Genomic DNA, 21,187 nt, shown 5'->3' on the forward strand with positions numbered 1-21,187 from the left:
GGGAACACGGAGGGTGCGTTTTCTTACGTTTGCAGGACCCGGGCCCCTTCTCAGGCGGGCAGCCCGGAGTACCCGGGCGCGCTGAAGAGCCGTGACGTTCCGGTCCGCGGGTCTTTGAATTCGAGGGCCACCGAAGCCAGCAGCATCGGATTGCTGTAGTCGTCTGTACCAAAGTCCCTGATCACCGGGTAAACGTCGTCGTTGACGATTGGGCAGCCGGCGGCGTTCATTTGCACGCGCAGCTGGTGCGTGCGACCCGTGACGGGTTCGAGCAGGTACCGGGCCAGCCCGGCACCCCAGGCGCTGGCGCCGAGGGGTCTCACCTCGCGCACAATTGTCGCGGCGTTTGGTTCGGTACCCTCCACGAGCCGTGCGGCGATGTCCCCGGGGGTCTTTTCGAGGTGGTGCTCCCACCGGGTCGGCGCCGCCACTCCCACCTCAGGGGCGATGGCCTCATAAAGCTTGCTCACGCCGCGTTGGGCGAACATTTCCTGGTACAGGCCCCGTACCTCCCGTCGTTTGGTCAGGAGCAGCACCCCGGCCGTCAGACGGTCGAGGCGGTGCGCGGGGGTGAGCTCCTCGTTCCCGGTCGCCCTTCGCAGCCGGACGGTGACGGTCTCGGTGATGTGGGCGCCCCGGGGCATGGTTGCCAGGAAAGGCGGCTTGTTCACAACCAGGATGTCATCGTCCTCGTGGATGACGTCGATCTCGAATGGCACGGGGGTTTCGGGCGCGGGGCACCGGTAGAAGAAGAGATCCGTCCCGGGCTGGATGGGCGATGACGGCGAGAGGGGGGTTCCGTCGCGAAGCACGACTTCGCCGGCGGCGAAGCGCTCGATGAGAGCCTGCTCCCTGTCAGCGGGATGCCGGTGCCGTTGTTCGGATATGACCTTGTGGATGAAGTCCCACGCGGTGACGGGAGCTTCCCCGGGCAGGCGGACGCGGCTCGGCCCGAGCCCGTCGCGGGCGGGCAGGGGCATCTCATTCCTCGGTTTTCTTCGCACCATCGCGTGCTAAGTTTATCTGTATGGATTTCAACGCGATTCTTGAACCGGTCATCAAGTTCTTCTCTGAGGGCATCGGAAAGGTCATTGCCGACGTTCTGCGCACGGTCTACGAATTCCTCTACCCGTCCAACGCACCGGCCGCGCACCCGATCGAGATCCCGAAGTAGTACCGACCTCGGTACCCGAGCGAGCTGGCTTCGCGCTACAGTTAACTTGTACACAGCGAGCCGGCTCGCGTGATTCGGTACACACGACATGCTGGGCCGGTCCGAGATCCGGAAAGGTCTGAGCATGACTAACGAAGATATCGTCATTGTTGCCGTCGACGGCAGCCCCGCGTCGGAAAACGCGGTGCGGTGGGCGGCGAACACCGCGATGAAGCGAGGCATCCCTCTCCGCCTGGCTGCGAGCTACACCATGCCGCAGTTCCTCTACGCCGAGGGCATGGTTCCCCCGCAGGAACTCTTCGACGACCTGCAGAACGACACAATCGCGAAGATCGACGAGGCCCGGGACACCGCCCTCGAGGTGGCTCCCGACCTGAAGATCGGCCACGCGGTGGCGGAAGGCTCCCCGATTGACATGCTCCTTGAAATGTCGAAGGAAGCGACCATGATCGTCATGGGCTCGCGTGGCCTGGGTGGCCTGTCCGGCATGGTTCTGGGCTCCGTGTCCGGCGCGGTTGTCTCCCACGCCTCCTGCCCGGTCGTGGTTGTCCGCGAGGACAACGCGGTGGGTGATGACAACAAGTACGGTCCCGTCGTCGTGGGTGTCGACGGATCCGACATTTCCAAGCGCGCCACGCAGATGGCGTTCGAGGAGGCCGAGGCCCGGGGCGCGGAGCTCGTCGCGGTACACACCTGGGTGGATACCCAGGTTCAGGGCCCGGGTGCCGGTTTCACCGTCACCGATGATTACTGGGATGCCGTCCAAGCGGAGAAGAGTGAGGTGTTGGAGGGGTACCTCGCCACTTACCGTGAGGCCCACCCGGACGTCCGCGTACGCACCATCATCGCGCGTGACCGCCCCGTCCACGCCCTTACTGAGGCCGCCCAGGGCGCCCAGCTGCTGGTGACGGGCTCGCACGGCCGCGGCGGCTTCAAGGGTATGCTCCTCGGCTCCACGTCCCGCGCGCTGCTCCAGTCCGCCCCCTGCCCGATGATGGTCGTGCGCCCGGAGGATTAAGGGCGGTATCCGTGCCGTGTGACAGTTGGGGCAGATGTTGTAGAGCTGTTACCCAATCGCAGCGTTGCCGTGGTGGCGATACAGCGATTTATGAGGAATAATCTACTTGTCCGCAAGTAAACATCTTTCGAAGGGATCTAGAACAATGACTCCTACCCTCGGCTTCCTCGGCTGGATCATCATCGGTGGCCTCGCTGGCTGGGTCGCGTCCATGGTCATGAACCGCGACGCTTCCATGGGCATCATCGCCAACATTATCGTCGGTATCATCGGTGGCCTTCTCGGCGGTTTCCTCCTCAGCCTGTTCGGCGTGGATGTGGCCAACGGTGGCTGGATCTTCAGCTTTATCACCTGCCTGATTGGCGCGGTTATCCTGCTGTGGATCGTCAACATGGTTGCTGCCCGCAGGCGCTAAGCCGCGCGGCCCAAAGATTTCACCCCGGTGCACCGCACCGGGGTATTTCTTTGCCCGTTCCCAGCTGTGGAACACCACAGACGAACCGGTTGGTCTATGTTGTATGCTTGGCAGGCACGTCCAGCCATTCGAATTCGAGAGGGGAGTGAACCCCACGTGGCAGACCCGAGCGCCGAGACGGGCCCGAAAAAGGGCGCAGGTCCCGCCAAGAAGAAGACGGCCACCCGGCGGCGCAACCGTCCGAGCCCGCGCCAGAGGCTTCTCGACGCCGCGACCAAGCTCTTCACGGAGGAGGGCATCCGCGTCATCGGCATCGACCGGATTCTGCGCGAGGCAGACGTCGCCAAGGCTTCGCTCTACTCCCTCCTGGGGTCGAAGGACAACCTTGTCATCGCCTACCTCGAGCGCCTCGATGCGGACTACCGGGCGCGCTGGGAGGAGCGGGTGTCGAAGCTCGCCGACATCGACGACGAGATCCTCGCCTTCTTCGACATGGCGATAGAGGACGAGCCGGGAAAGGATTTCCGCGGTTCCCCGTTCTTCAACGCCGCCAACGAATATCCGCGTCCGGAGACCGAATCGGAGGAGCGGATCGTGGCCACCTGCCTCGAACACCGCCGGTGGATGCGGACCACGATGTCCGAGCTGCTGCGGCGTAAGAACGGTTACGACTCACAGAACGAGGCGAACCAGCTCCTCATCTTCCTTGACGGGGGTCTCGCGGGAGCGCGTTTCGTGCGCGATGTTTCACCCCTGATGACGGCCCGCGAGCTGGCGACCCAGCTGCTGGGTGAACCGCCGGCCGACTACTCCATCTAGTCCCCGGACCCCGCGGGTTCATCCGCCTGGGCGGGCTCGGCAACCGTGGAGCCCCCGGGGGCTGTCTCCCCCTGCTTCTCCGCGCGCTTCTTCGCCGCCTCTTCCCGGGCGATCCGCATGTTCTCCTTGCGGGCCTCGTTGCGCTGCCGGTTGAGCTCCTTCTTCTCAGCCTTCTTCTTTGCCCGGGCGCGTTTCAGCGCCGCCTTCTCCTCCGCGAGCTCGCGGCGCACGTCGCCGAGGGACGACGGGCGGACCAGCGCGGACGCCCGCCGCCGCCGGCGGGATCGCTTGCGCTGCTTCTTCTCCCTGCGCTCGGCGAGGGCCACGTCACGGGTGGAGAAGATGTGGGAGCGGGCGTCGTCACCCAGCGGGTAGGACCTGACTATGAGCCACCACAGGACGACCGTCTGCACCAGCGTCCAGAGGTTGCCGGTGAACCAGTAGAGAAGCAGCGCGATGGGAACCAGCCCCGTCATACCCGCGATGCCGATGGAAAGCGGGACCAGGGGAACGAAGGACCACATCATCAGGTACATCCCGCGGGCGACGCGGCTGTCCCACTGCAGGGTCGACCGGGTTCTGATCTGGGAGAGGACGAGGTTGAACGTGGTGAAGAAGATCGCGAACGCCATCATGGGGACGGCGACGGAGCGGACGTCGGCAAGCGTCGTGCCCAGCAGCTCGAACTGGTCCGGCTCCATGGAGACGTAGGCGGGAAGGGGGACCCCGAAGAAGGAGGCGCTCTGGAAGGAGGCGACGTCGTCGGGGGAGAGCACGCCCAGGGAGTGGCCCTCCGCGCGGTCGGGAAGCGCCATCCAGAACAACAGGCGGTACAGGCCGAGGAAGAAGGGCATCTGGATGAACGCCGGAAGGCAGCCCGCGACAGGATTGTAGCTGTGCTCCTGGTGAACCTCCTTGCGGGCGCGCTCCTGCTCGCGGAGGCCCTCGGGGGTGGTGTCGGTGCCGTACTTCTCCTCGATCGCCGCGAGCTTCGGGCGCATGAGGACCATCTGGCGGTTCGTCTTGTAAGTGATCCACATCAGCGGCGCGATCAGCGCGCGGATGGTGACCACCAGCAGGATGACCGAGGCAACCCAGGCGTGCGAGCTGGAGACGTCGAAGACGGAAGCAAGCAGCCAGTGCCACAGCTTCATCACCGCCGACACTGGGTAGACAAAAGCCTCCATCATGTGCGCGAACCACCTGTTTCCTCGTCCGTAGTACTGCGTTAATGTTAGGCCATGAGCACGACCCCGCCCAGACACGCCGGCCCCCGGGCCACCGCGAGCCAGGTTCTCGGCGAGCTCCTCCTCACGGCCGGGGTTCTCCTCCTTCTCTTCGCCTTCTACGAGTCGTACTGGACCAATCTCCACTCCCGCCACCTGCAGAACGACGCGAAGCAGCAGCTCGAGGAGCAGTGGGTCAATCCGCGGGAGATGAGGGCCCCGGCGCTTGGCGACGCCTTCGCGCGCATGTACATCCCGGCCTTCGGCCCCGATTACCAGTTCGCCATCGTGGAGGGCGTGGGAGAGCAGGAGCTCCTCTCCGGGCCCGGCCGCTACCCCGACACCCAGATGCCGGGCCAGCCGGGCAACTTCGCCATCGCGGGGCACCGCGTGGGCAAGGGCGCCCCCTTCAACGACCTCGGCCGGTTGAAGACCTGCGACGCGATCGTGGTGGAGACCCAGAACCAGTGGGTCACCTACCGGGTCCTGCCCATGTCGGAGGATCCGGCGCAGCGCGCGGTGGAGGCTGCACCCTGCCTGCCCGGCCCGCAGGTCGATCGCGTCGCCTCCGGGGACTACGCGCATGTGCAGGGAAGACACATCACGACGCCGACGGACGTGACGGTGATCAACCCCATGCCGGAGTCGGACGCGATGGAGGTGGAGCCGGGTCTGGAGGGGATCATCACCCTCACCACCTGCCACCCGCAGTTCTCCAACGCGGAGCGCATGATCATCCACGCCGTGCAGACGGAGGCCGTGGACAAGTCGGCGGGTAAACCGGCCGCGATGACGGAGGTGTCCTAGATGTATTCCTACCTGTGGCGCATGCTGCCCGGCGGGCCTGCGGTGAAGACGCTGATCGCCCTAATCGTGCTCGCGGGTGTGTTCTTCCTGCTCATGAACGTGGTCTTCCCGTGGGTGTCCACGCTGATGCCCTACAACGACGTGGCGGTGTAGGGGCCCCGTAGGGTCCGGGGCTCACGCCCAGCGCGGGGCGGGAGGGGTCCAGGAGGCGAGGGCGTCGAGGAAGTCCTCGGGATCGTCGGCAAGCACGAGCGCCTCGCGGTCCGCGGCGCGGATGAAACCCTCGGCCACCATGTGGTCGATCATCGCGACCAGCGGCGCCCAGAAGTCCGCGCCCAGAAGCCCGATCGGTTTGCGGTGCAGGCCGAGCTGCTGGTTGGTCCACTCCTCGAAGAGCTCGTCGAGCGTGCCCGCGCCGCCCGGGAGGGCGACGATGGCATCGGCGAGCACGCTCATGCGCGCCTTGCGCTCAGCCATGGTCTCCACAACCTCCAGGCGGGTCAGCTCCTCGAAGCGCAGCTCGTAGCTGGCCAGGTGGCGGGTGAGAACCCCGACGGTCTCCCCGCCGCCCGCCACCGCCGCCGCGGCGACGCGCCCCATGACCCCGACGCGGCTGCCGCCGTAGACGAGCGCGACACCGCGCCGGGCAAGTGCTGTCCCGAACGAGTCGGCGAGCGCGAGATGGGCGGGGTTGGTCCCCGTGCTCGCACCCGCGTAGACCGCGACGGAACACAGCTCACGCGGCAGGAGGGCGGGGAAGATGGCACCGGAGAGCAGCGGGGCGAGCACGGTCCCGCCCGGGTCGGCCGGATCCACCCACGCCAGCTCGGCGATCTCGGCGGAGGCGCGGGGCTTGCCCGCCCGCGACGCGCCGCGCAGGGTGTAGACGGTGGCGTGGACCTGGTGGCCGGGCTCGTTTGAGGCGGCGGCGGTGAAGGTCCCCAGCGCGACGAGTTCGGCGGGGTCGAGCGCCAGGCCGACTTCCTCCCGAACCTCGCGCACCGCCGCCTGGAGCGGCGTCTCCCCGGGCTCGAACTTGCCCCCGGGCAGCTGGTAGCGGGGGCTGGAGTGCTTGCGCACGCACAGCACGCGGCCGGCGGGGTCCCGGAGGACGACGGCGGCCACATGAACGGAGGGCTGGTGCGGGGTATCCGGTGCGGGGGTGGAATGTGTCATGACGGGCCCATCCTAGAGACCGAGCCTGGCAATCGTCTCCTCCGCGACCGCCTGCGTCTTGACGGACTCCTGCTGGTTGCTCCACACGCTCACCGCGACGGGGCCCTTGGCCACGGAGTAGATCGCGCCCGCGTAGCCCGGTACCTGGCCGCCGCCGGCGCGTCCGCCGTTCCAACCCGAGGGCTGGGAAGCGGGGTCCGTCACCGCGACGGGAGTGGCCCAATCCACCACCGCCCTCGCCTCCTCCGGCGAGCGCATGTGCCGCACCACCACCGTGAGCTGCGGTTCCTCCGGATAGGACCAGAACTGGCACGCGGGGGTGTCGAAGCGTGTGTCGGTCCCCGCGCCGGTGACGCGCTGGCCGTTCGTGTCCGCCACCCACTGCGTGTCCAGGTAGGGGCACTCGGTGAAGCCGGCGCGGTCGGTGGCCGGCATCGCGTCGACGGGCAGGCCCTGGTCCGGGGCGGGTGCGGGGGCGTCGGCAAGCGGTGGCTCGGGCGTGGGGGAGGGTGCGTCGGACCCGCCCGCGCACCCCGCCAGAACGAGGGCGGCAGCAGCGAGGGCGGTGGGTAGGGTAAGGCGCATGAGCTCAAGACTAGTGATGCTGGAGCAGCGCCCCACCGACATCCCGGACAACAAGGCGCTCGACACCGGCATCACCGTTCTCAGCGTCTCGCTGCTCGTCATCTCCCTGGGTGCGCTGCTCGGCATGCCGCTCGACTTCGCGCTCCTGCACATCGTCCTGGTCTCGGTGTTCTCGTTCCTCCTGTTCTACGGGATGGTGGAGATGCACCGCTGGCACCGCGTCGGCCAGTCCCTCTGGCTGATGGTGCTCACGGGCGTGTGGGTGGCCGATTCCCTGGTCTCACCGGTGGCGGTGTACTGGGTGTTCATCCTCTTCTTCGTCTACATGCGTGCCTTCAACGACTGGGTGGGGTTGACCTGGGTGGGCCTCGGGCTGGGTGTCTCCATCGGGATTCAGATACCCGGCGGCCTCACGCTCGGGGGAGTCGTCGGGCCGATCCTCTCGGCCCTGGTGGTGGTGGCCTCGAACTACGCCTTCACCACCATCGCCCGCGTGAGCAAGGAGAGGCAGCAGCTTATCGACGAGCTCCTGGCCACCCGCAAACAGCTCGCCGACACCGAGCGCGAGGCCGGGGTGGCGCAGGAGCGCGAGCGCCTCGCCCACGAAATCCACGACACGGTGGCCCAGGGGCTGTCCAGTATCCAGATGCTCCTGCACGCCGCGGAGCGCGACCTCGACGCAACGGGTCTGGACCCCGAGCAGCTCGCGGCCCCGAAGCGGCGCATGGAGACGGCGCGCCGGGCCGCCTCGAACAACCTCGCCGAAACCCGCGCGATGATTGCCGCCCTAACCCCGGCACCGCTGACGGAGACTTCCCTGGGCGAAGCACTGAGCAGGATCGCCGCCGACCTCTCCGCCGCCGGGGGACCGTCGATCGAGGTGGAGACGGATGGGGAGGCCACGCAGCTGCCGATGCGCGCCGAGGCCGGACTCCTGCGCATCGCCCAGGGCGCGGTGTCCAACGCGGTGAAGCACTCCGGGGCGACCCGCGTGCGCGTGACACTGACCTACAACCCGGAGGAGGTGCGCCTGGATGTCGTGGACAACGGGCGCGGCTTCGACGTGGCGGCCCAGGAGGTGAAACCGACCGGGCTGGGGCACCTCGGGCTCGACGCGATGCGCACCCGCGCAGCGGAGCTCGGGGGCGAGCTCGTCGTCGAATCCGCCCCCGGCGGGCCGACCGCGGTTTCGGTGGCGATCCCGGGTAACATCAACCGAAAGGAGGATCACACATGATTCGGGTTTTGCTCGCGGACGACCACGAAATTGTCCGGCTGGGCCTGCGGGCGGTGCTGGAGGAGGCCGACGACATCATGGTCGTCGGCGAGGTGGCCACGGCCGAGGGGGCGATCTCAACGGCCCAGGCCGGCGGCATCGACGTCATCCTCATGGACCTGCGCTTCGGGGCGGGCCCGGAGGGCAACCGGGTGACCACGGGCGCGGAGGCCACCGCCGAGATCCGCCGCTCCATGGACCACCCGCCGAAGGTGCTGGTGGTGACCAACTACGACACCGACGCCGACATTCTCGGCGCCATCGAGGCCGGGGCAGTGGGGTACCTGCTCAAGGACGCCCCGCCCGAGGAGCTCCTCTCCGCCGTGCGCTCCTGCGCCAAGGGCGACCCCGCCATGAGCCCGATCGTTCGCGACCGGCTCGAAACCCGCGACCGCACCCCTCGGTCCTCGCTCACCCCGCGCGAGCTGGAGGTGCTGCAGCTGGTGGCGGGTGGCGCCTCCAACCGCGAGATTGGCCGGGAGCTCATGCTCTCCGAGGCGACGGTGAAGTCCCACCTCGTGCATATCTACGACAAGCTGGGTGTGCGCTCCCGCACCTCCGCCGTGGCGTCGGCGCGGGAGCAGGGCGTCCTCTAGACGCCGCCGCGCGCTAGTGGCGGATCTTGCCCTGGATCTCCGCGGTGAGGTCGTTGATCTCGCGGTCGATGGAGTTGTGGGCGAGGCGCTGCTGCTCCGGGTTCATGTGCTCGGCATTGCGCACGGCCACGCTCAGCTCGTCGAGACGGACGTCGAGGTCCTTGCGGAAGCCGCTGCTCAGGGCGTCGTTGTGGGCGGCGTTGTCCCGGATCGCCTCGATGCGCGCCTTGAGCTCTGCGCCGGGGCCGGAGTGGCGGGCGAGGTCCTGGGTGCTCAGCCCCAGGGAGTTGGCCCGGCTCTGGATGCGCTGCTGCTGGTAGGTCGTCATCGCGCGGTAGGCCAGGGGGGCCAGCACGGGAACGAGCACGCGCGCGGCACCCATCCAGTTCTTCGCCTTCTTCTTGGTCAGGCCGGACTGCTCGATGCGCTTGAGGTGGGCGTCGGCAAGCTTCTTCTCGTGCTTGCGCTTGCGCTTGAGGCCCTTCTTCTCCTCCTTGATCAGGCGCTTTTCAGCCTTGTCGAGCAGCTCGGCGGTGCGGCGGTCGTTCTTCGCCTCCTCCTTCGCCGCCTGGCGGGCGCGCGCCTGGGCCGCCTTGATCTCGGCCTTGGTCTTGGCGCGGGACTTGCGGATCGTCTCGTAGATTCCCATCGTGGTTTCTCCAAAGGGTTCGTGCGGGTTCGTTAATGGTGTTCCACTTTACCCCGGGCGAGGCGATAGGCTTGGGGGCGTCGTGAGCTCCGCAGGTGATTCCCCCCTACTGGTACGCGCGTCCGACCTCGTCGGGTGCCGCTACCGCCTTCGGCAGCGCCTCGCCCACCCGGACACCCCGCAGCTTCCCGACGCCCTCGCGCGCCAGCCGCAGATCGACGCCGCGCGTGCCGCGGTGTTCGCTGCCCTCCCCGTCAAACGGGCGCTCGGCGACGGCAGTTCCCGCCGCTTCCTCCGCGTCGACCTCGACCCGGCCCTTGCGGCGGAATCGGAAGAGGCCACGCGCGCGGCGATGGCCAGGGGCGCGGACCTGATCACCAACGCCGTGCTCACGGGCGATGTTGCGGGTGTGGAGCTGCTGGCGGAGATCGACGTGCTGGTGCGCGCGGACGCGGGGTACATGCCCGTGATGATCTCCAACCACCGCGTCGCGCGCGCCGCGGACGTCGCCACGGGCGAGGGCATGCGCTTCATCCCGACGGGACGGCTGAGCCTGGGCCGGCCGATCGAGGCACCGGCGCGCCCGCGCCACCACACCGTCGACGGCTACCGCCTGGCCCTCGCCCACCTGCTTCTGGGCCCGCGCGCGGCGGGTGTGGCCGGAGTCATCGGCCAGGACAGGTCGCGCGCCTACCTCGCGGATCCCGGGCGCTACGTCGCCCCGCTTCTCGACGCCCTCGCGGCCCCCACCCCCGAGGAACCGAAGCGCCTGAAGCAGTGCGCGTCCTGCCGGTTCTGGCCCCTGTGCGAGCCGCGGCTGCGCGAGCTCGACGACATCTCGCTGGTGTACCCGGGCGGTCGCGGCGACACCTTCCGCGACCGCGGCATCGGCACCGTCGGGGGGCTGATCGCCGCCGGCCTCGGGGAGCCGTCGCGCGTCGCGGAGGCCTGGCGCGCCGGGGTTCCGGTGCTCAAGCGCCCGGGCGCGGACCCCGTGCCGCGGGCGGACGTGGAGGTGGACGTGGACATGGAGGCCTACCTGGACCAGGGCGCCTACCTGTGGGGTGCGTACGACGGGGAGACGTACCGCGCCTTCGTGACCTGGGACGAGGTGGGCGGGGAGGCCGAGGAGGCCAACTTCGCAGCCTTCTGGGCGTGGCTCATGGGCGTGCGCGACGCGGCCCACGCGCAGGGGCGGACCTTCGCCGCCTACTGCTACGCCGCGGGAGGGGAGAACCACTGGCTGAAGTCCTCGGCGAAGCGCTTCGGTTCCGTGACGCTGGAGGAAGTCCAGGCCTTCATCTCCTCCGACGAGTGGGTGGATGTGTTCGCCTTCGCCCGGCGCCACCTCGTGGGCACCGACGGCCTCGGGCTGAAGGTGCTGGGCCCCGTGGCGGGGTTCGAGTGGGAGGACGACGACGTCGACGGCGAGCGCTCCGTGGCCCTCAGGCTCGCGGCGCGGCGGGGTGACGCGGCGGCGCGGGAGATGCTCCTGCGCTACAACGAGGACGACTGCCGCGGCACCCGCGCGGTACGGGAGTTCCTCGCCGCCGGCGCGCCCGGGGTGCCGGAACTGTAGACGGAGGCTGGGCGGGGGCTCACCCCGCCCGCTTTTCCGCCAGCGCCAGGGCGCCCGCGATGCCCACCAGGACCGCGAGGATGAGCGCGAGCACGACCATGAAGCCGCCCCAGGAGAGCGCCTCAAAGGCTGCGCCGGTCGCCGCGCCCAGGATGGACGAGCCCATGTAGTAGCAGAACACGTACAGAGAGGAAGCCTCCGCACGGTCTCGGTCGGGGATGTTCCCCACCCACCCGGAGGCGGTGGAGTGCATGGCGAAGAAGCTCGCGGTGAACACCAGCATCCCCACCAGGGCGATCCACAGCACGGGGCTCGCAGTGATCAGGGTGCCCGCCAGCATGAGGGCGGCGGAGGCCAGCACGACGCGCCCGCGGCCGAAACGGGTGACGTAGGCGCCGGCGCGCGCCGAGGACCACGTGCCGGAGAGGTACATGACGAAGACGAGCCCCGCCAGGGCCGGGGGCAGCCCGAAGTGGTCCACCGCGCGGTAACCGAAGTAGTTGTACAGCGAGACGAAGACACCCATGCCGATGAAGGCCGTGGCGTACAGGCCGAGCAAGCGCGGGTTGCGCAGGTGGCCCAGCACCGCGCGCGTCTCCACGCCCGGGCGGATGCTCTCCTTGGGCACAAACTGCCGCTGCTTGGGCAGAAGCAGGGCAACGGCCACCGCGAGGAGCAGCGCGAACGTCGCCGTGGCGAAGAGCGCCCAGCGCCACGAGGCAACCTCGAGGGTCGCCGCCGGGATGAGGCGGCCCGTCAGCCCGCCTATCGACGTCCCCGCGACGTACAGGCCCATCGCGCCGGCCAGGTCGCGCTCGTCGAGCTCCTCGGACAGCCACGTCATGGCCACCGCCGGCGTGCCGGCGATCATTGCACCCTGCAGGGCGCGCAACCCGATGAGCTGGGCGGGTGTCTGGGCGAGCGGCAGGGTCAGGCCGATGAGCGTCGCGGCGAGGGCCGAAATGACGATGATGCGGCCCCGGCCGTACTTCTCCGAGAGGATGGAGAAGGGCACCACCAGCAGGGCGAGAGCGCCCGTGGCGGCGGAGACGGTGAGGGCCGCGGTTGACGGGGGAACGTGGAGCTCCTCGGTGAGGGTGGGCAGGAGCGCCTGGGTGGCGTAGAGGGAGTTGAAGATGGCCAGCCCCACGGCCAGCATCGCGAGCTGCGCCCTCCGGAACTCCGCGGTTCCTCTCCGAATCCCCGTGCCGCCCATCGTTGAAGACGCCTCCCTGTGTATCGTGGAAATGCAAAAGGGTGAGGCCCTCCACGCCGGAGAGCCTCACCCGCCGAACTGGGGTGTTACAACGCGCTTACTTGGAAGCGGAAGCGAGACGCTCGTTGACGTCCGCCCAGTTCACGACGTTCCAGAACGCCTTGGCATAATCCGCCTTCACGTTCTTGTACTGCAGGTAGTAGGCGTGCTCCCACATGTCCAGCATGAGCAGCGGGGTGAAGTCCACCGAGATGTTGCCCTGCTGATCGGTCATCTGCTGGATGATCAGGCGATCGGCGATGTGGTCGTAACCGAGCACGGCCCAGCCGGAGCCCTGCAGGGAGGTGGCGACACCCTCGAACTGAGCCTGGAACTTCTCGAAGGAACCGAAGTCGCGGTCGATGGCCGCGGCGATCTCTCCGGTCGGGGCGCCACCGCCGTTGGGGGTCATGTTCTTCCAGAAGATGGAGTGGTTGGTGTGGCCACCCAGGTTAAACGCCAGGTTCTTGGAAAGCGCGCGCAGCTTGTCCGGGTTGGCCTCGCCGTTGCGCTCGGCCTCGAGGGCCTCAAGCGCCGCATTGGCACCCTTGACGTAGGTCGCGTGGTGCTTGGTGTGGTGCAACTCCATAATCTCCGCGGAGATGTGGGGCTCGAGGGCGTCGTACGGGTAGGGGAGTTCGGGAAGCTCGTAAACAGCCATGATTGCCGTCCTTTCGTTGGAAAGTGATTAACGGCACCCATGATAGACCGATTAGCGTTTCCCGCAACGACCTCCCGTGAAGTCCCGGGCGGGGAATCAACCGAGCTCCCCCGCTGTTGGCATGGGTATGGGATTCCTCTTCGGCCGCACTCCAGAACTCGTCGACCCCGCCCGCACGCTCCCGGGGCGCGCGGAACCGGTGCTTGCCCACCCGCGCCCGCATGCGGTCCTGGGCACGCCCGTCACCGGTCCGTGGCGGCCGGGGCAGAAGCGGCTGCTGGTGGGGCTGGGCTGCTTCTGGGGCGTCGAAAAGCTGTACTGGCGGATGGAGGGTGTCGAGGCCACCTCCGTGGGGTACGGGGGAGGGCAGACGCCGAACCCGACCTACCGCGAGGTGTGCTCGGGCATGACCAACCACGTGGAGCTGGTCGAGGTGGTTTACGACCCGGAGAAGGTGAGCCCGAAGGAGCTGGTGCGCGCCGGGTTGGAGGCGCACGACCCCACGCAGGGTTTCCGCCAGGGCAACGACGTGGGCACGCAGTACCGCTCGGCGTTCTACACCGACACGGAGGAGGAGGCCGAGCAGATCCGCGGGTGGGTCGCCGAGTACGGCCGCCAGCTGGAGGAGGCGGGTTACGGGCCGATCACCACCGAGGTGGGCTGCGGTGCCCCGTATTACCTGGCCGAGGATGAGCACCAGCAGTACCTGCACAAGGTGCCCGGCGGGTACTGCCCGCACCATTCCACCGGCATCGCCTGCGGCATCTAGTAGTTGTACTGCTTGCGGCCCCCGCTCGCGGGGCGGCGCAGCTTTGTCGCATCCCGGTGGATCCACAGGCTGATGCGGTGCAGGGTGGGGGCGTCGAGGTCGCTGTGCATGACCGCGGCCCAGTACGACACCGTCTCGTCGTGGTAGTTGTGCCCGTGGGGCGACGGGCAGTTCTGCGAGGAGAGCTGGTCGATGGCCGTCTGCCAGAAGGTGATGAAGGGGAACCAGCGCATGGTGTCCGGGACGTCGAGGAGCTGTGCCCGGGGCGCGGGCACGCCGCGTGAGCCGGGCTCCCGCAGCCAGTCCGGCGCCCGCCACGCCAGGTCCCAGTCCCACCACACCACGGGGTCGGAGGCGTGCTGGGCGAACACGGCGCGCGGGGACTCCCACTCGTTGGCGTAGGGCCTGCCCTGGTAGTCGTGGGCGAGGTGGTCGGCCCGGGCGCAGAAGCGCACGTGGCGGCCGCCGTCGACGATGGGAAGGCGCTGCGGGCTGCCCGTGTCGCGGCCCCGGGTCAGCTCGCCGTGGTTGCGGGCGAAGCCCGGCACGCCGGTGAACACGCCGCCGGCGATGCCGGAGAGGAACTCCCCGACGTCGTCGAAGGCGTCCGAGACGCCGTAGGCGCCGAGGGATTCGCCGCCCACGTAGAGCGCCGGGCGCTCGGGCTCGGGAATGTGCTCCAGGCGGGCGCGGATGGCGTCGAGAAGCATGCGCGCGGAGCGTACCGGCGACTCGCGGTCGGCGAGGTAGGAGTACGCCGAGGGGAGGTAGGAGTACTGCATGGCGACGATCGCGGTGTCGCCCCGGCCGATGAACTCGAAGCCGGAGGTGTGGAAGTCGTTGATCCAGCCGGTGCCCGCAGCGGACATTACTGCGAGGTGGGAGCGGGACCAGGCGTTCGTCCGGTCGAGCTCCATCATCGCCTGCTCCACCATTTCCTCGGTGCCGCGGTCCTTGTGCAGGCCGATGAAGATGCGGATGGGTTCATTTGCCTCGCTGTCGAGAAGCAGCTCGATGTCGCGCTTGCGGGGCCCGCCCGCCGCCACCGCCCTGCCCTGGCGGCCCATCGTGTCCCACGGCTCGAAGGAGGCCGGGGAGCCGGAACGCTCCGGCTCTACCGGGCGGGGGGCGCCCAGCATGAACTGGCGGTCGAGCTCCTCGGCGTTGCGGTACACCCGCGACAGGGCGTTGCGCAGGACCACACGGTCGGTGAACACCACGAAGAAGGCGCCGGCGCTGGCGACGGCCAGGGGCCACGAGGTCAGGGGAGGCAGGCGCTTGCCGAAGAAGACGTTGAACAGGTCGGTGAGCACCTGGAGGGTCTCCCCAATGGCGAGGAGGGCCCCGTAACCCAGGGTGCCCACGGTGATGCCGGTGAAGGAGCGCGCGAGCCTGAACTCCTCGCCGCCCCCGACCATTTCGATCTGCCGGATGTGGCGGCGCCGCGACATCACGAAGGTGCCCACAGTCACCGCGCTCAGGCCGAGGTGGAGCGCGGTGCTCGCGGTACGGGTGGCGCGCGGGTGGTCGGAGAGGGGCAGGAGACGGCGAACCCCGCGGCCCACCTCGCTGACCAGAGTGCCCGCGAAGTGGCCCGCGCCCTGGCAGATGGCCACGTTTGCCGCGACAACCCACCAGCTGTGGGGGAGCAGTGAGGGGGAGATGGCGCCCCACGTGGCCACCTCCGCCCCGACCACACCGGCGCTGAAGCTCTTCGGCAGGCGGCGCAGCCCTCCCATGCGGATGACGGGCGTGAGGTCCGCCCACACCTCGACGGCAATGAGCGGCACCATGAACAGGCCATGGCGGTCAAAGGAGTAGCGCCCCCTCGCCTTTTCGACGGCCGCCTCAACCGTCGCCTCCACCGCCGTGGCGGGGGACCGCTCAATGCGGTGGGTGAAACGCCTGATTGCGCCGCGCAGGGACATGCGGCCCATTCTTGCAAACCCGTCCCGCGAGCGCCGACATTGCTCCAGCGGTCGCGCCCCCACTGGAGTGGTTGTAGGTTAGGCACACGTGACGACACTGCTGGGCGGCAACGGCGATAACGGCAACGGTGGCAACAGCGGCAACTTGGGTGGAGGTGACACTGCTGACCGGGGGCGGACGAAGATCGTCGCGCACCGCGGCGCGGCGGGGTTGTACCCGGAGCTGACCTTCCAGGCCTTCGACGCGGCGCTGAACATGGACATCCACGGCATCGAGTGCGATGTCCGTCTGAGCCGCGACGGGCGGGTCGTGGTCTTCCACGACGCGGTGCTGGGCCGCACCTCCGACGGCCGCGGACGGGTCTCCGCCACCGACTTCCGGGACCTGCGCGAGCTGAATGTAGGCACGAAGGAGAACCCGCAGCGAATCATGCTGCTGGAGGAGCTGCTGGAGCTCATGCAGGACCACCCGGACAAGCACATCTACATCGAGACGAAGCACCCCACCCGCTACGGACCGGAAATCGATGAGCAGACGCTGCGCATGCTCGCCTACGCGGGTCTGCGGGAGTCGGAGCGCGTCCACCTAATCTCGTTCTCCCACCGGGCGATGCGCTACTTCACGGAGTTCGCCCCCGAGCTGGAAACCTTCTACCTCTTTCGGCTCCGCGAGAAGAAGTGGAACCGGAAAAACCGGATGCTCTCGCGCCCCTACGGTGTCGGCCCGGCGATCAGCCACCTCCAGGCGCGCCGGGAGCTGCTCGGGTTCCGCGGCCTGAAGACGTACACCTGGACGGTGAACCTGCCGAAGGACATGCTGTGGTGCCGCGACAACGGTGTCGATGTCATGGCCACGGACATGCCGCACCTTGCCCTGGAGACTTTCGCCGGAAGCCCGCTGGGGGCGGCACCCGGCGCGTAACATGTGGCCCCATGGCCAAGAAGAACCGCACAAAGCAGGACAATCTCCCCGAGGGAATGAGCCGCCGCCAGGCGAAGCTCGCCGCCCGCGCCGCCGAGCGTGAGGCGCTGCAGAAGGACCCCCGCCCCTTCGGGGGCCTCGCCGCCGAGGCGGATCTCATCGCGCTGCAGGAGTTCGTCCCCTCGGCCGTCGCCGCGTTCGAGGTCGGGGGTGTGCCCGTCAACGTGGTCACAGTTCTGCCGGGAGCCGGGGCCGCGCTCGTGCGCGGCGAGGCCGAGGGCGGGGAGCGCTTCGTCGCCCTGCAGGTGGCCGCCCACTCGCAGAACCCGGGGCGCGACCTCGCCTATGCCCTGAACTGGGTGGTCAACGCCGCCCCGGGAGAGTCGCTCCAGTCCACCGTCGCGGACGGAACCCAGCCGGAGCTGCGGGAGCTTATCGACGCCGCCGCCACCCCCGACATCACGGAGCACCAGGACTTCGCCTGGTGGTTCCCGGAGGGTGCCCAGATCCCGGCCGAGGTGCGACAGGCGCTCGCCCGCGCCAACGACGCGGTGATTCCCTCCACGCGCGTGCGGGCGGGTGTCCCGGGCTCGGCGTGGTGGGTCAATCCCGGCGGTGGCAAGGCGCACATCCGCTGGGTGCGCCCGGAGGAGGACGAGGACCGGGTGCTCGCCGCCCTCGCACGGGTGGCGGCCGCCGGCGACCTGCACCTCGGCGAGGGCACCAAGTTCGCCGGCGCGTTCCGCACCCACGGTGTGGTGGTTCCGGTGTGGGACCTCGATCCCTCGGTGGAGGCGCAGTCCTACGCGGAGGCCCTCACCACGCTCAACGGGCGCATCGAGGCGGAATACGGCAGCGATGCCCCGCTTAGTGCAGAGGAGCGCCGCCAGCTCGACAACATCAAGTCGCGCCAGGTGACGCTGTAGATACCCCGGTTCAGAACCGGTTTGTAACCCCCCGTTTGCCCGGTTGTCACCGGGTCACCCGTTCTTAGCCACCTGTTCGCCGGGCCGCAGCACCGGGGTTACCGCGTATTCACCCGTGGGCCATAAGTTTTGCCCCCATGAGCTCTTTGCATCCTGCGATTCCGGCGGTCAATGCGGTGCCGGAACCACCCAGGGATGGGGGCGGAAGGCGGCGCCGGGCGCGCCTCAACTGGCGTGAGATTGGGCTGGCGGCCCTGTTGATCGGGCCCAACCTACTTCTGCTTGTCCTGTTCACCTACCGCCCGCTGGTGGACAACATCCGTATCTCCTTCTACAACTGGAACATCTCCTCACCGCGCATGACCTTTGTCGGGTGGGACAACTACGTGCAGTGGTTCCACGCCCCCGACACTGCCCGGGTGGTCTTCAACACCGTGGTGTTCACGGTGTGCGCGGTGGCGGGTTCGATGATCATCGGGCTCGCCCTCGCCCTCCTGCTCGACCAGAAGCTTGCCGGGCGGGCGGCGGTCCGCTCCATCACTTTCGCCCCCTACGTCATCGCCGGGGCGGCCATCGGCGTGGCCTTCCAGTTCGTCTTCGACCCCAATTACGGGTTGATCCAGTACTTCCTCGGTTTGGCGGGCATCCCCTCCCCGAACTTCTACCAGGACAAGAACTGGGCGTTGTTCATGCTCACCGTCACCTACATCTGGAAGAACGTCGGTTACGTCTTCGTCATCTACCTCGCTGCCCTGCAGAGCCGGCGGGCTGACCTCGACGAGGCCTCGGAGATCGACGGCACCCCCGCCGCGCGCCACTTCTTCCGGGTGGTTCTCCCGCAGCTCCGCGGCACCACGTTCTTCCTCCTCATCACGGTGCTGCTCAACTCCTTCCACGTCTTCGACATGATCAACGCCATGACGGGGGGAGGCCCCTTCGGTTACGGCACCTCCACCATGGTTTTCCAGGTCTACCAGGAGACCTTCGTGAACAACCGGGCCGGTTACGGTGCCGCGGTGGCCACCATCATGTTCCTGGTGGTGCTCGTGCTCACCGTGGCCCAGCTCAAGCTGCAGGAAAGGCTGGACAAGTAAATGGCTTCCACGCGCGTACCGGGCGGCGCCCCGATGGACGGCACGACACCGGGGACCCGGGCCCTGCCGCCGGTGCCCGGGCATCAGCCCGCCGGGGAGCCCGCCCCTCCCCGGCGCACTGCGCCGGGATCCGCCGCGGGCGGGCCCTCCGCGGCGGTGAAGGTGATCGGCTATCTCGCACTCGCCCTCACGGTCCTGGTGATTCTCGTGCCCCTGTACTTCATCGTGATCACCTCGTTCAAGACCTACCAGGACGTGTACTCCGATCCGATCACCTTCTGGCCGAAACCGCTGGTCCCCGGCAACTACTCGTACGTCTGGCAGACCTCGAGCTTCAGCAGCTACCTGCGCAACTCTGTCATCATCACACTCATCCTCACCGTGGTGAAGGTGGTGCTCGGAGTCCTGTCCGCCTACGCCTTCGCGTTTCTCCGCTTCCCGGGCAGGAACCTGCTCTTCCTGGTGGTCGTGGCCGCCCTGATGGTGCCCAACCAGATCACCATCATCTCCAATTACGCCCTCACGGCGTCGCTGGGCTGGCGCGACACCTACGCGGGTGTCATCGTCCCGCTGGCGGGTGTCGCGTTCGGGGCCTTCCTCATGCGCAACCACTTCCAATCCCTGCCCACGGAGATCATGGAGGCGGCGCGCATGGACGGGGCGGGGTTCCTGACCACCCTGTTCCGCGTTGTCCTGCCCATGTCGTGGCCGACGCTTTCCGCGTTCGTGCTCATCACGGTGGTCAACGAATGGAACGAATATCTCTGGCCGTTCCTCATCACGGACACCCCGCAGGCGGCGACCCTGCCGGTGGGGCTGACGCGGCTGCAGGACGCCGAGGGGCTGACCAACTGGGCACCGGTGATGGCCGGAACGGTCCTCACCACCCTACCCATGCTGCTGATCTTCCTGATCCTGCAGAAACCCATGATCAAGGGCCTGACCGCCGGCGCGGTCAAAGGCTGACCCACTTATCCCACTTCCACAAGGAGCAACACGCATGTCTCTGAACCGATTCACCCGCGCCCTCGCCCTGGGGGCCGCGGCCTTCACCACCGCCGCCGCCCTCTCCGCCTGCGCGGGCGGGGGCACCCCGGCCCCCACGAAGGACGACAAGGCCAACGAGAACACCATCAAGTTCTGGTCCAACCACCCCGGCTCATCGCGCGACATCGAGGTGGAACTGATCAACAAGTTCCAGGAGAAGAACCCCGACCTCAAGGTCGAGCTTGTCGACGCCGGCGCGAACTACGAGGAGCTCGCCCAGAAGTTCAACGCCGCCCTGGCGGGAGGGGACCTGCCGGACGTCATCGTGGCCTCCGACGTGACCTGGTTCAACTTCGCCCTCAACGACGCCACCACCCCGCTCGACGAACTGTGGGACAAGTACAACATTGATTCCTCCAGCTACGTGGACACGCTGAAGGACGACTACAAGTACAAGGACAAACACTACGGTGTCCCGTACTCCCGCTCCACCAACCTCATGTACTGGAACACCAACGATCTCGCCGCCGCGGGGCTTCCGACGGACCGCGGCCCCAAGACGTGGGGGGAGTTCGACGAGTGGGCCGGCAAACTGGTGGAAAAGACCGGCCACCCGGCGCTGGTGGTTCCGGACGGGTCCCACTACCTCGACTGGTACTTCGAGGGCATGAACTGGGCCCAGGGCGGTAGCTACTCGGAAGAGTGGACCCCGAAGTTCACCTCCGCGGAGACCATCAAGGCCGGTGAGTTCCTCCAGGAGCAGGTGAACAAGGGCCACATCCAGATCGCCACCGATCCGACGGTGGCCTTCGGCAACGGCAACGCGTCCTCCCTGCTCGAATCCACGGGCGCCCTCGGCGGCCTGACCAAGTCAGCCACCATCCCGTTTGCCACCACCTACCTCCCCGGGCCCGGCCCCTCGGCCGCAACGGGCGGCGCGGGCCTCGCGGTTCCGAGCGGCATTTCCGACAAGCGCAAGGAGAACGCGGTGAAGTTCATCGACTTCATGACCAACACGGAAAACACAATCACCTTCTCCCAGAAGACCGGGTACATGCCGGTGCGCAAGGACGCCCTGGAGAACCCGGACGAGCGCGCCTTCCTGGACAAGAACCCGAACGCGGAAACCGCGATCAAGCAGCTCAATGAGAACACCAAGCCGCAGGACTACGCGCGCGTGTTCGTGCCCGGCGGCGGCAAGCGGATCGGTGCCGCCCTGGACCGGATCACCGTGGGCAAGGAGGACGTGAAGACGGTCTTCACCGACCTGCAGAAGGAAACCGAAGACGCAATCAAGCGCGACATCGAACCGAAACTGTAAAGGC

23 protein-coding genes are annotated in these 21,187 nt (G+C 68.0%); 15 read left to right on the forward strand and 8 right to left on the reverse strand.

Annotated features, from left to right (window positions below; all coding sequences use genetic code 11):
• Positions 1-50 precede the first annotated feature (50 nt).
• Positions 51-980, reverse strand: a complete 930-nt coding sequence (locus B3611_RS04415) for a pseudouridine synthase (RefSeq protein ID WP_291313873.1) — start codon at positions 978-980, stop codon at positions 51-53.
• 47 nt (positions 981-1,027) lie between these two features.
• Between B3611_RS04415 and B3611_RS04420 the strand changes: the two genes are divergently transcribed.
• The 4 genes from B3611_RS04420 to B3611_RS04435 all read left to right on the forward strand — a co-directional run bounded on the left by B3611_RS04420 (position 1,028) and on the right by B3611_RS04435 (position 3,426).
• Positions 1,028-1,174 (forward strand): hypothetical protein, encoded by a 147-nt coding sequence (locus B3611_RS04420; RefSeq protein WP_291313874.1) that lies wholly within the window; start codon positions 1,028-1,030, stop codon positions 1,172-1,174.
• Between the two features lie 124 nt (positions 1,175-1,298).
• Positions 1,299-2,192, forward strand: a complete 894-nt coding sequence (locus tag B3611_RS04425) for a universal stress protein (RefSeq protein WP_291313875.1) — start codon at positions 1,299-1,301, stop codon at positions 2,190-2,192.
• A 145-nt stretch (positions 2,193-2,337) separates the two neighbouring features.
• On the forward strand, positions 2,338-2,607 hold the full coding sequence (locus B3611_RS04430) for a GlsB/YeaQ/YmgE family stress response membrane protein (protein WP_291313876.1): 270 nt from the start codon (positions 2,338-2,340) through the stop codon (positions 2,605-2,607).
• Between the two features lie 156 nt (positions 2,608-2,763).
• Positions 2,764-3,426, forward strand: coding sequence for a TetR/AcrR family transcriptional regulator (locus tag B3611_RS04435; protein WP_291313877.1), 663 nt, complete (start codon positions 2,764-2,766; stop codon positions 3,424-3,426).
• On the opposite strand, the gene yidC is transcribed toward B3611_RS04435, so the two are convergent.
• The gene (yidC, locus tag B3611_RS04440) at positions 3,423-4,616 is read right to left on the reverse strand and encodes a membrane protein insertase YidC (protein WP_291313878.1); all 1,194 of its coding nucleotides are present in this window, start codon (positions 4,614-4,616) and stop codon (positions 3,423-3,425) included. The genes B3611_RS04435 and yidC overlap by 4 nt on opposite strands.
• A 51-nt stretch (positions 4,617-4,667) precedes the next feature.
• Here yidC and B3611_RS04445 point away from each other — a divergent pair, with 51 nt between their 5' ends.
• Complete coding sequence (locus B3611_RS04445; protein WP_291313879.1) at positions 4,668-5,459, forward strand: class E sortase; 792 nt, start codon at positions 4,668-4,670, stop codon at positions 5,457-5,459.
• Complete coding sequence (locus tag B3611_RS04450; protein ID WP_291313880.1) at positions 5,460-5,612, forward strand: hypothetical protein; 153 nt, start codon at positions 5,460-5,462, stop codon at positions 5,610-5,612.
• 21 nt (positions 5,613-5,633) lie between these two features.
• Here B3611_RS04450 and B3611_RS04455 read toward each other — a convergent pair whose 3' ends face one another.
• The gene (locus tag B3611_RS04455; protein ID WP_291313881.1) at positions 5,634-6,635 is read right to left on the reverse strand and encodes a TIGR00730 family Rossman fold protein; all 1,002 of its coding nucleotides are present in this window, start codon (positions 6,633-6,635) and stop codon (positions 5,634-5,636) included.
• A 12-nt stretch (positions 6,636-6,647) separates the two neighbouring features.
• Entirely contained in the window at positions 6,648-7,220 is a 573-nt protein-coding gene (locus tag B3611_RS04460) for a DUF2020 domain-containing protein (RefSeq protein WP_291313882.1), read from the reverse strand.
• Between B3611_RS04460 and B3611_RS04465 the strand changes: the two genes are divergently transcribed.
• Both B3611_RS04465 and B3611_RS04470 read left to right on the forward strand, forming a co-directional pair.
• A complete protein-coding gene (locus tag B3611_RS04465) occupies positions 7,219-8,457 on the forward strand; it encodes a sensor histidine kinase (protein ID WP_291313883.1) in 1,239 nt (412 codons plus the stop codon). The two genes, B3611_RS04460 and B3611_RS04465, sit on opposite strands and share 2 nt — an antisense overlap.
• Positions 8,454-9,092: a LuxR C-terminal-related transcriptional regulator gene (locus B3611_RS04470; protein ID WP_291313884.1), complete on the forward strand. Its 639-nt coding sequence runs from the start codon at positions 8,454-8,456 to the stop codon at positions 9,090-9,092. The genes B3611_RS04465 and B3611_RS04470 overlap by 4 nt, the downstream gene beginning before the upstream one ends.
• A gap of 13 nt (positions 9,093-9,105) precedes the next feature.
• On the opposite strand, the gene B3611_RS04475 is transcribed toward B3611_RS04470, so the two are convergent.
• Positions 9,106-9,741 (reverse strand): DUF6474 family protein, encoded by a 636-nt coding sequence (locus B3611_RS04475; protein WP_291313885.1) that lies wholly within the window; start codon positions 9,739-9,741, stop codon positions 9,106-9,108.
• An 82-nt stretch (positions 9,742-9,823) separates the two neighbouring features.
• Here B3611_RS04475 and B3611_RS04480 point away from each other — a divergent pair, with 82 nt between their 5' ends.
• Positions 9,824-11,320: a TM0106 family RecB-like putative nuclease gene (locus B3611_RS04480; protein ID WP_291313886.1), complete on the forward strand. Its 1,497-nt coding sequence runs from the start codon at positions 9,824-9,826 to the stop codon at positions 11,318-11,320.
• A gap of 19 nt (positions 11,321-11,339) precedes the next feature.
• On the opposite strand, the gene B3611_RS04485 is transcribed toward B3611_RS04480, so the two are convergent.
• Together B3611_RS04485 and B3611_RS04490 are read right to left on the reverse strand one after the other, a co-directional pair.
• Positions 11,340-12,536 (reverse strand): MFS transporter, encoded by a 1,197-nt coding sequence (locus B3611_RS04485; protein ID WP_291313887.1) that lies wholly within the window; start codon positions 12,534-12,536, stop codon positions 11,340-11,342.
• Between the two features lie 97 nt (positions 12,537-12,633).
• Positions 12,634-13,236, reverse strand: a complete 603-nt coding sequence (locus B3611_RS04490; protein WP_291313888.1) for a superoxide dismutase — start codon at positions 13,234-13,236, stop codon at positions 12,634-12,636.
• A 127-nt stretch (positions 13,237-13,363) separates the two neighbouring features.
• Between B3611_RS04490 and msrA the strand changes: the two genes are divergently transcribed.
• Positions 13,364-14,005: a peptide-methionine (S)-S-oxide reductase MsrA gene (msrA, locus tag B3611_RS04495; protein WP_291314106.1), complete on the forward strand. Its 642-nt coding sequence runs from the start codon at positions 13,364-13,366 to the stop codon at positions 14,003-14,005.
• Here the strand turns inward: msrA and B3611_RS04500 are convergent.
• Positions 14,002-15,933: an alpha/beta-hydrolase family protein gene (locus B3611_RS04500; protein WP_291313889.1), complete on the reverse strand. Its 1,932-nt coding sequence runs from the start codon at positions 15,931-15,933 to the stop codon at positions 14,002-14,004. The genes msrA and B3611_RS04500 overlap by 4 nt on opposite strands.
• Before the next feature lie 88 nt (positions 15,934-16,021).
• Between B3611_RS04500 and B3611_RS04505 the strand changes: the two genes are divergently transcribed.
• The 5 genes from B3611_RS04505 to B3611_RS04525 all read left to right on the forward strand — a co-directional run bounded on the left by B3611_RS04505 (position 16,022) and on the right by B3611_RS04525 (position 21,183).
• A complete protein-coding gene (locus B3611_RS04505; RefSeq protein WP_414646297.1) occupies positions 16,022-16,855 on the forward strand; it encodes a glycerophosphodiester phosphodiesterase in 834 nt (277 codons plus the stop codon).
• Between the two features lie 11 nt (positions 16,856-16,866).
• Positions 16,867-17,781 (forward strand): DUF5926 family protein, encoded by a 915-nt coding sequence (locus B3611_RS04510; protein WP_291313890.1) that lies wholly within the window; start codon positions 16,867-16,869, stop codon positions 17,779-17,781.
• 137 nt (positions 17,782-17,918) lie between these two features.
• Positions 17,919-18,875, forward strand: a complete 957-nt coding sequence (locus B3611_RS04515) for a carbohydrate ABC transporter permease (RefSeq protein WP_291313891.1) — start codon at positions 17,919-17,921, stop codon at positions 18,873-18,875.
• Positions 18,876-19,841 carry a carbohydrate ABC transporter permease gene (locus tag B3611_RS04520; RefSeq protein ID WP_291313892.1) on the forward strand — a complete coding sequence of 322 codons (966 nt, stop codon included), beginning with the start codon at positions 18,876-18,878 and terminating at the stop codon, positions 19,839-19,841.
• 34 nt (positions 19,842-19,875) lie between these two features.
• The gene (locus B3611_RS04525) at positions 19,876-21,183 is read left to right on the forward strand and encodes an ABC transporter substrate-binding protein (protein ID WP_291313893.1); all 1,308 of its coding nucleotides are present in this window, start codon (positions 19,876-19,878) and stop codon (positions 21,181-21,183) included.
• Positions 21,184-21,187: the final 4 nt, after the last annotated feature.

The organism is Corynebacterium sp. UBA2622 (genome assembly GCF_002339505.1).
GTDB lineage: Bacteria > Actinomycetota > Actinomycetes > Mycobacteriales > Mycobacteriaceae > Corynebacterium.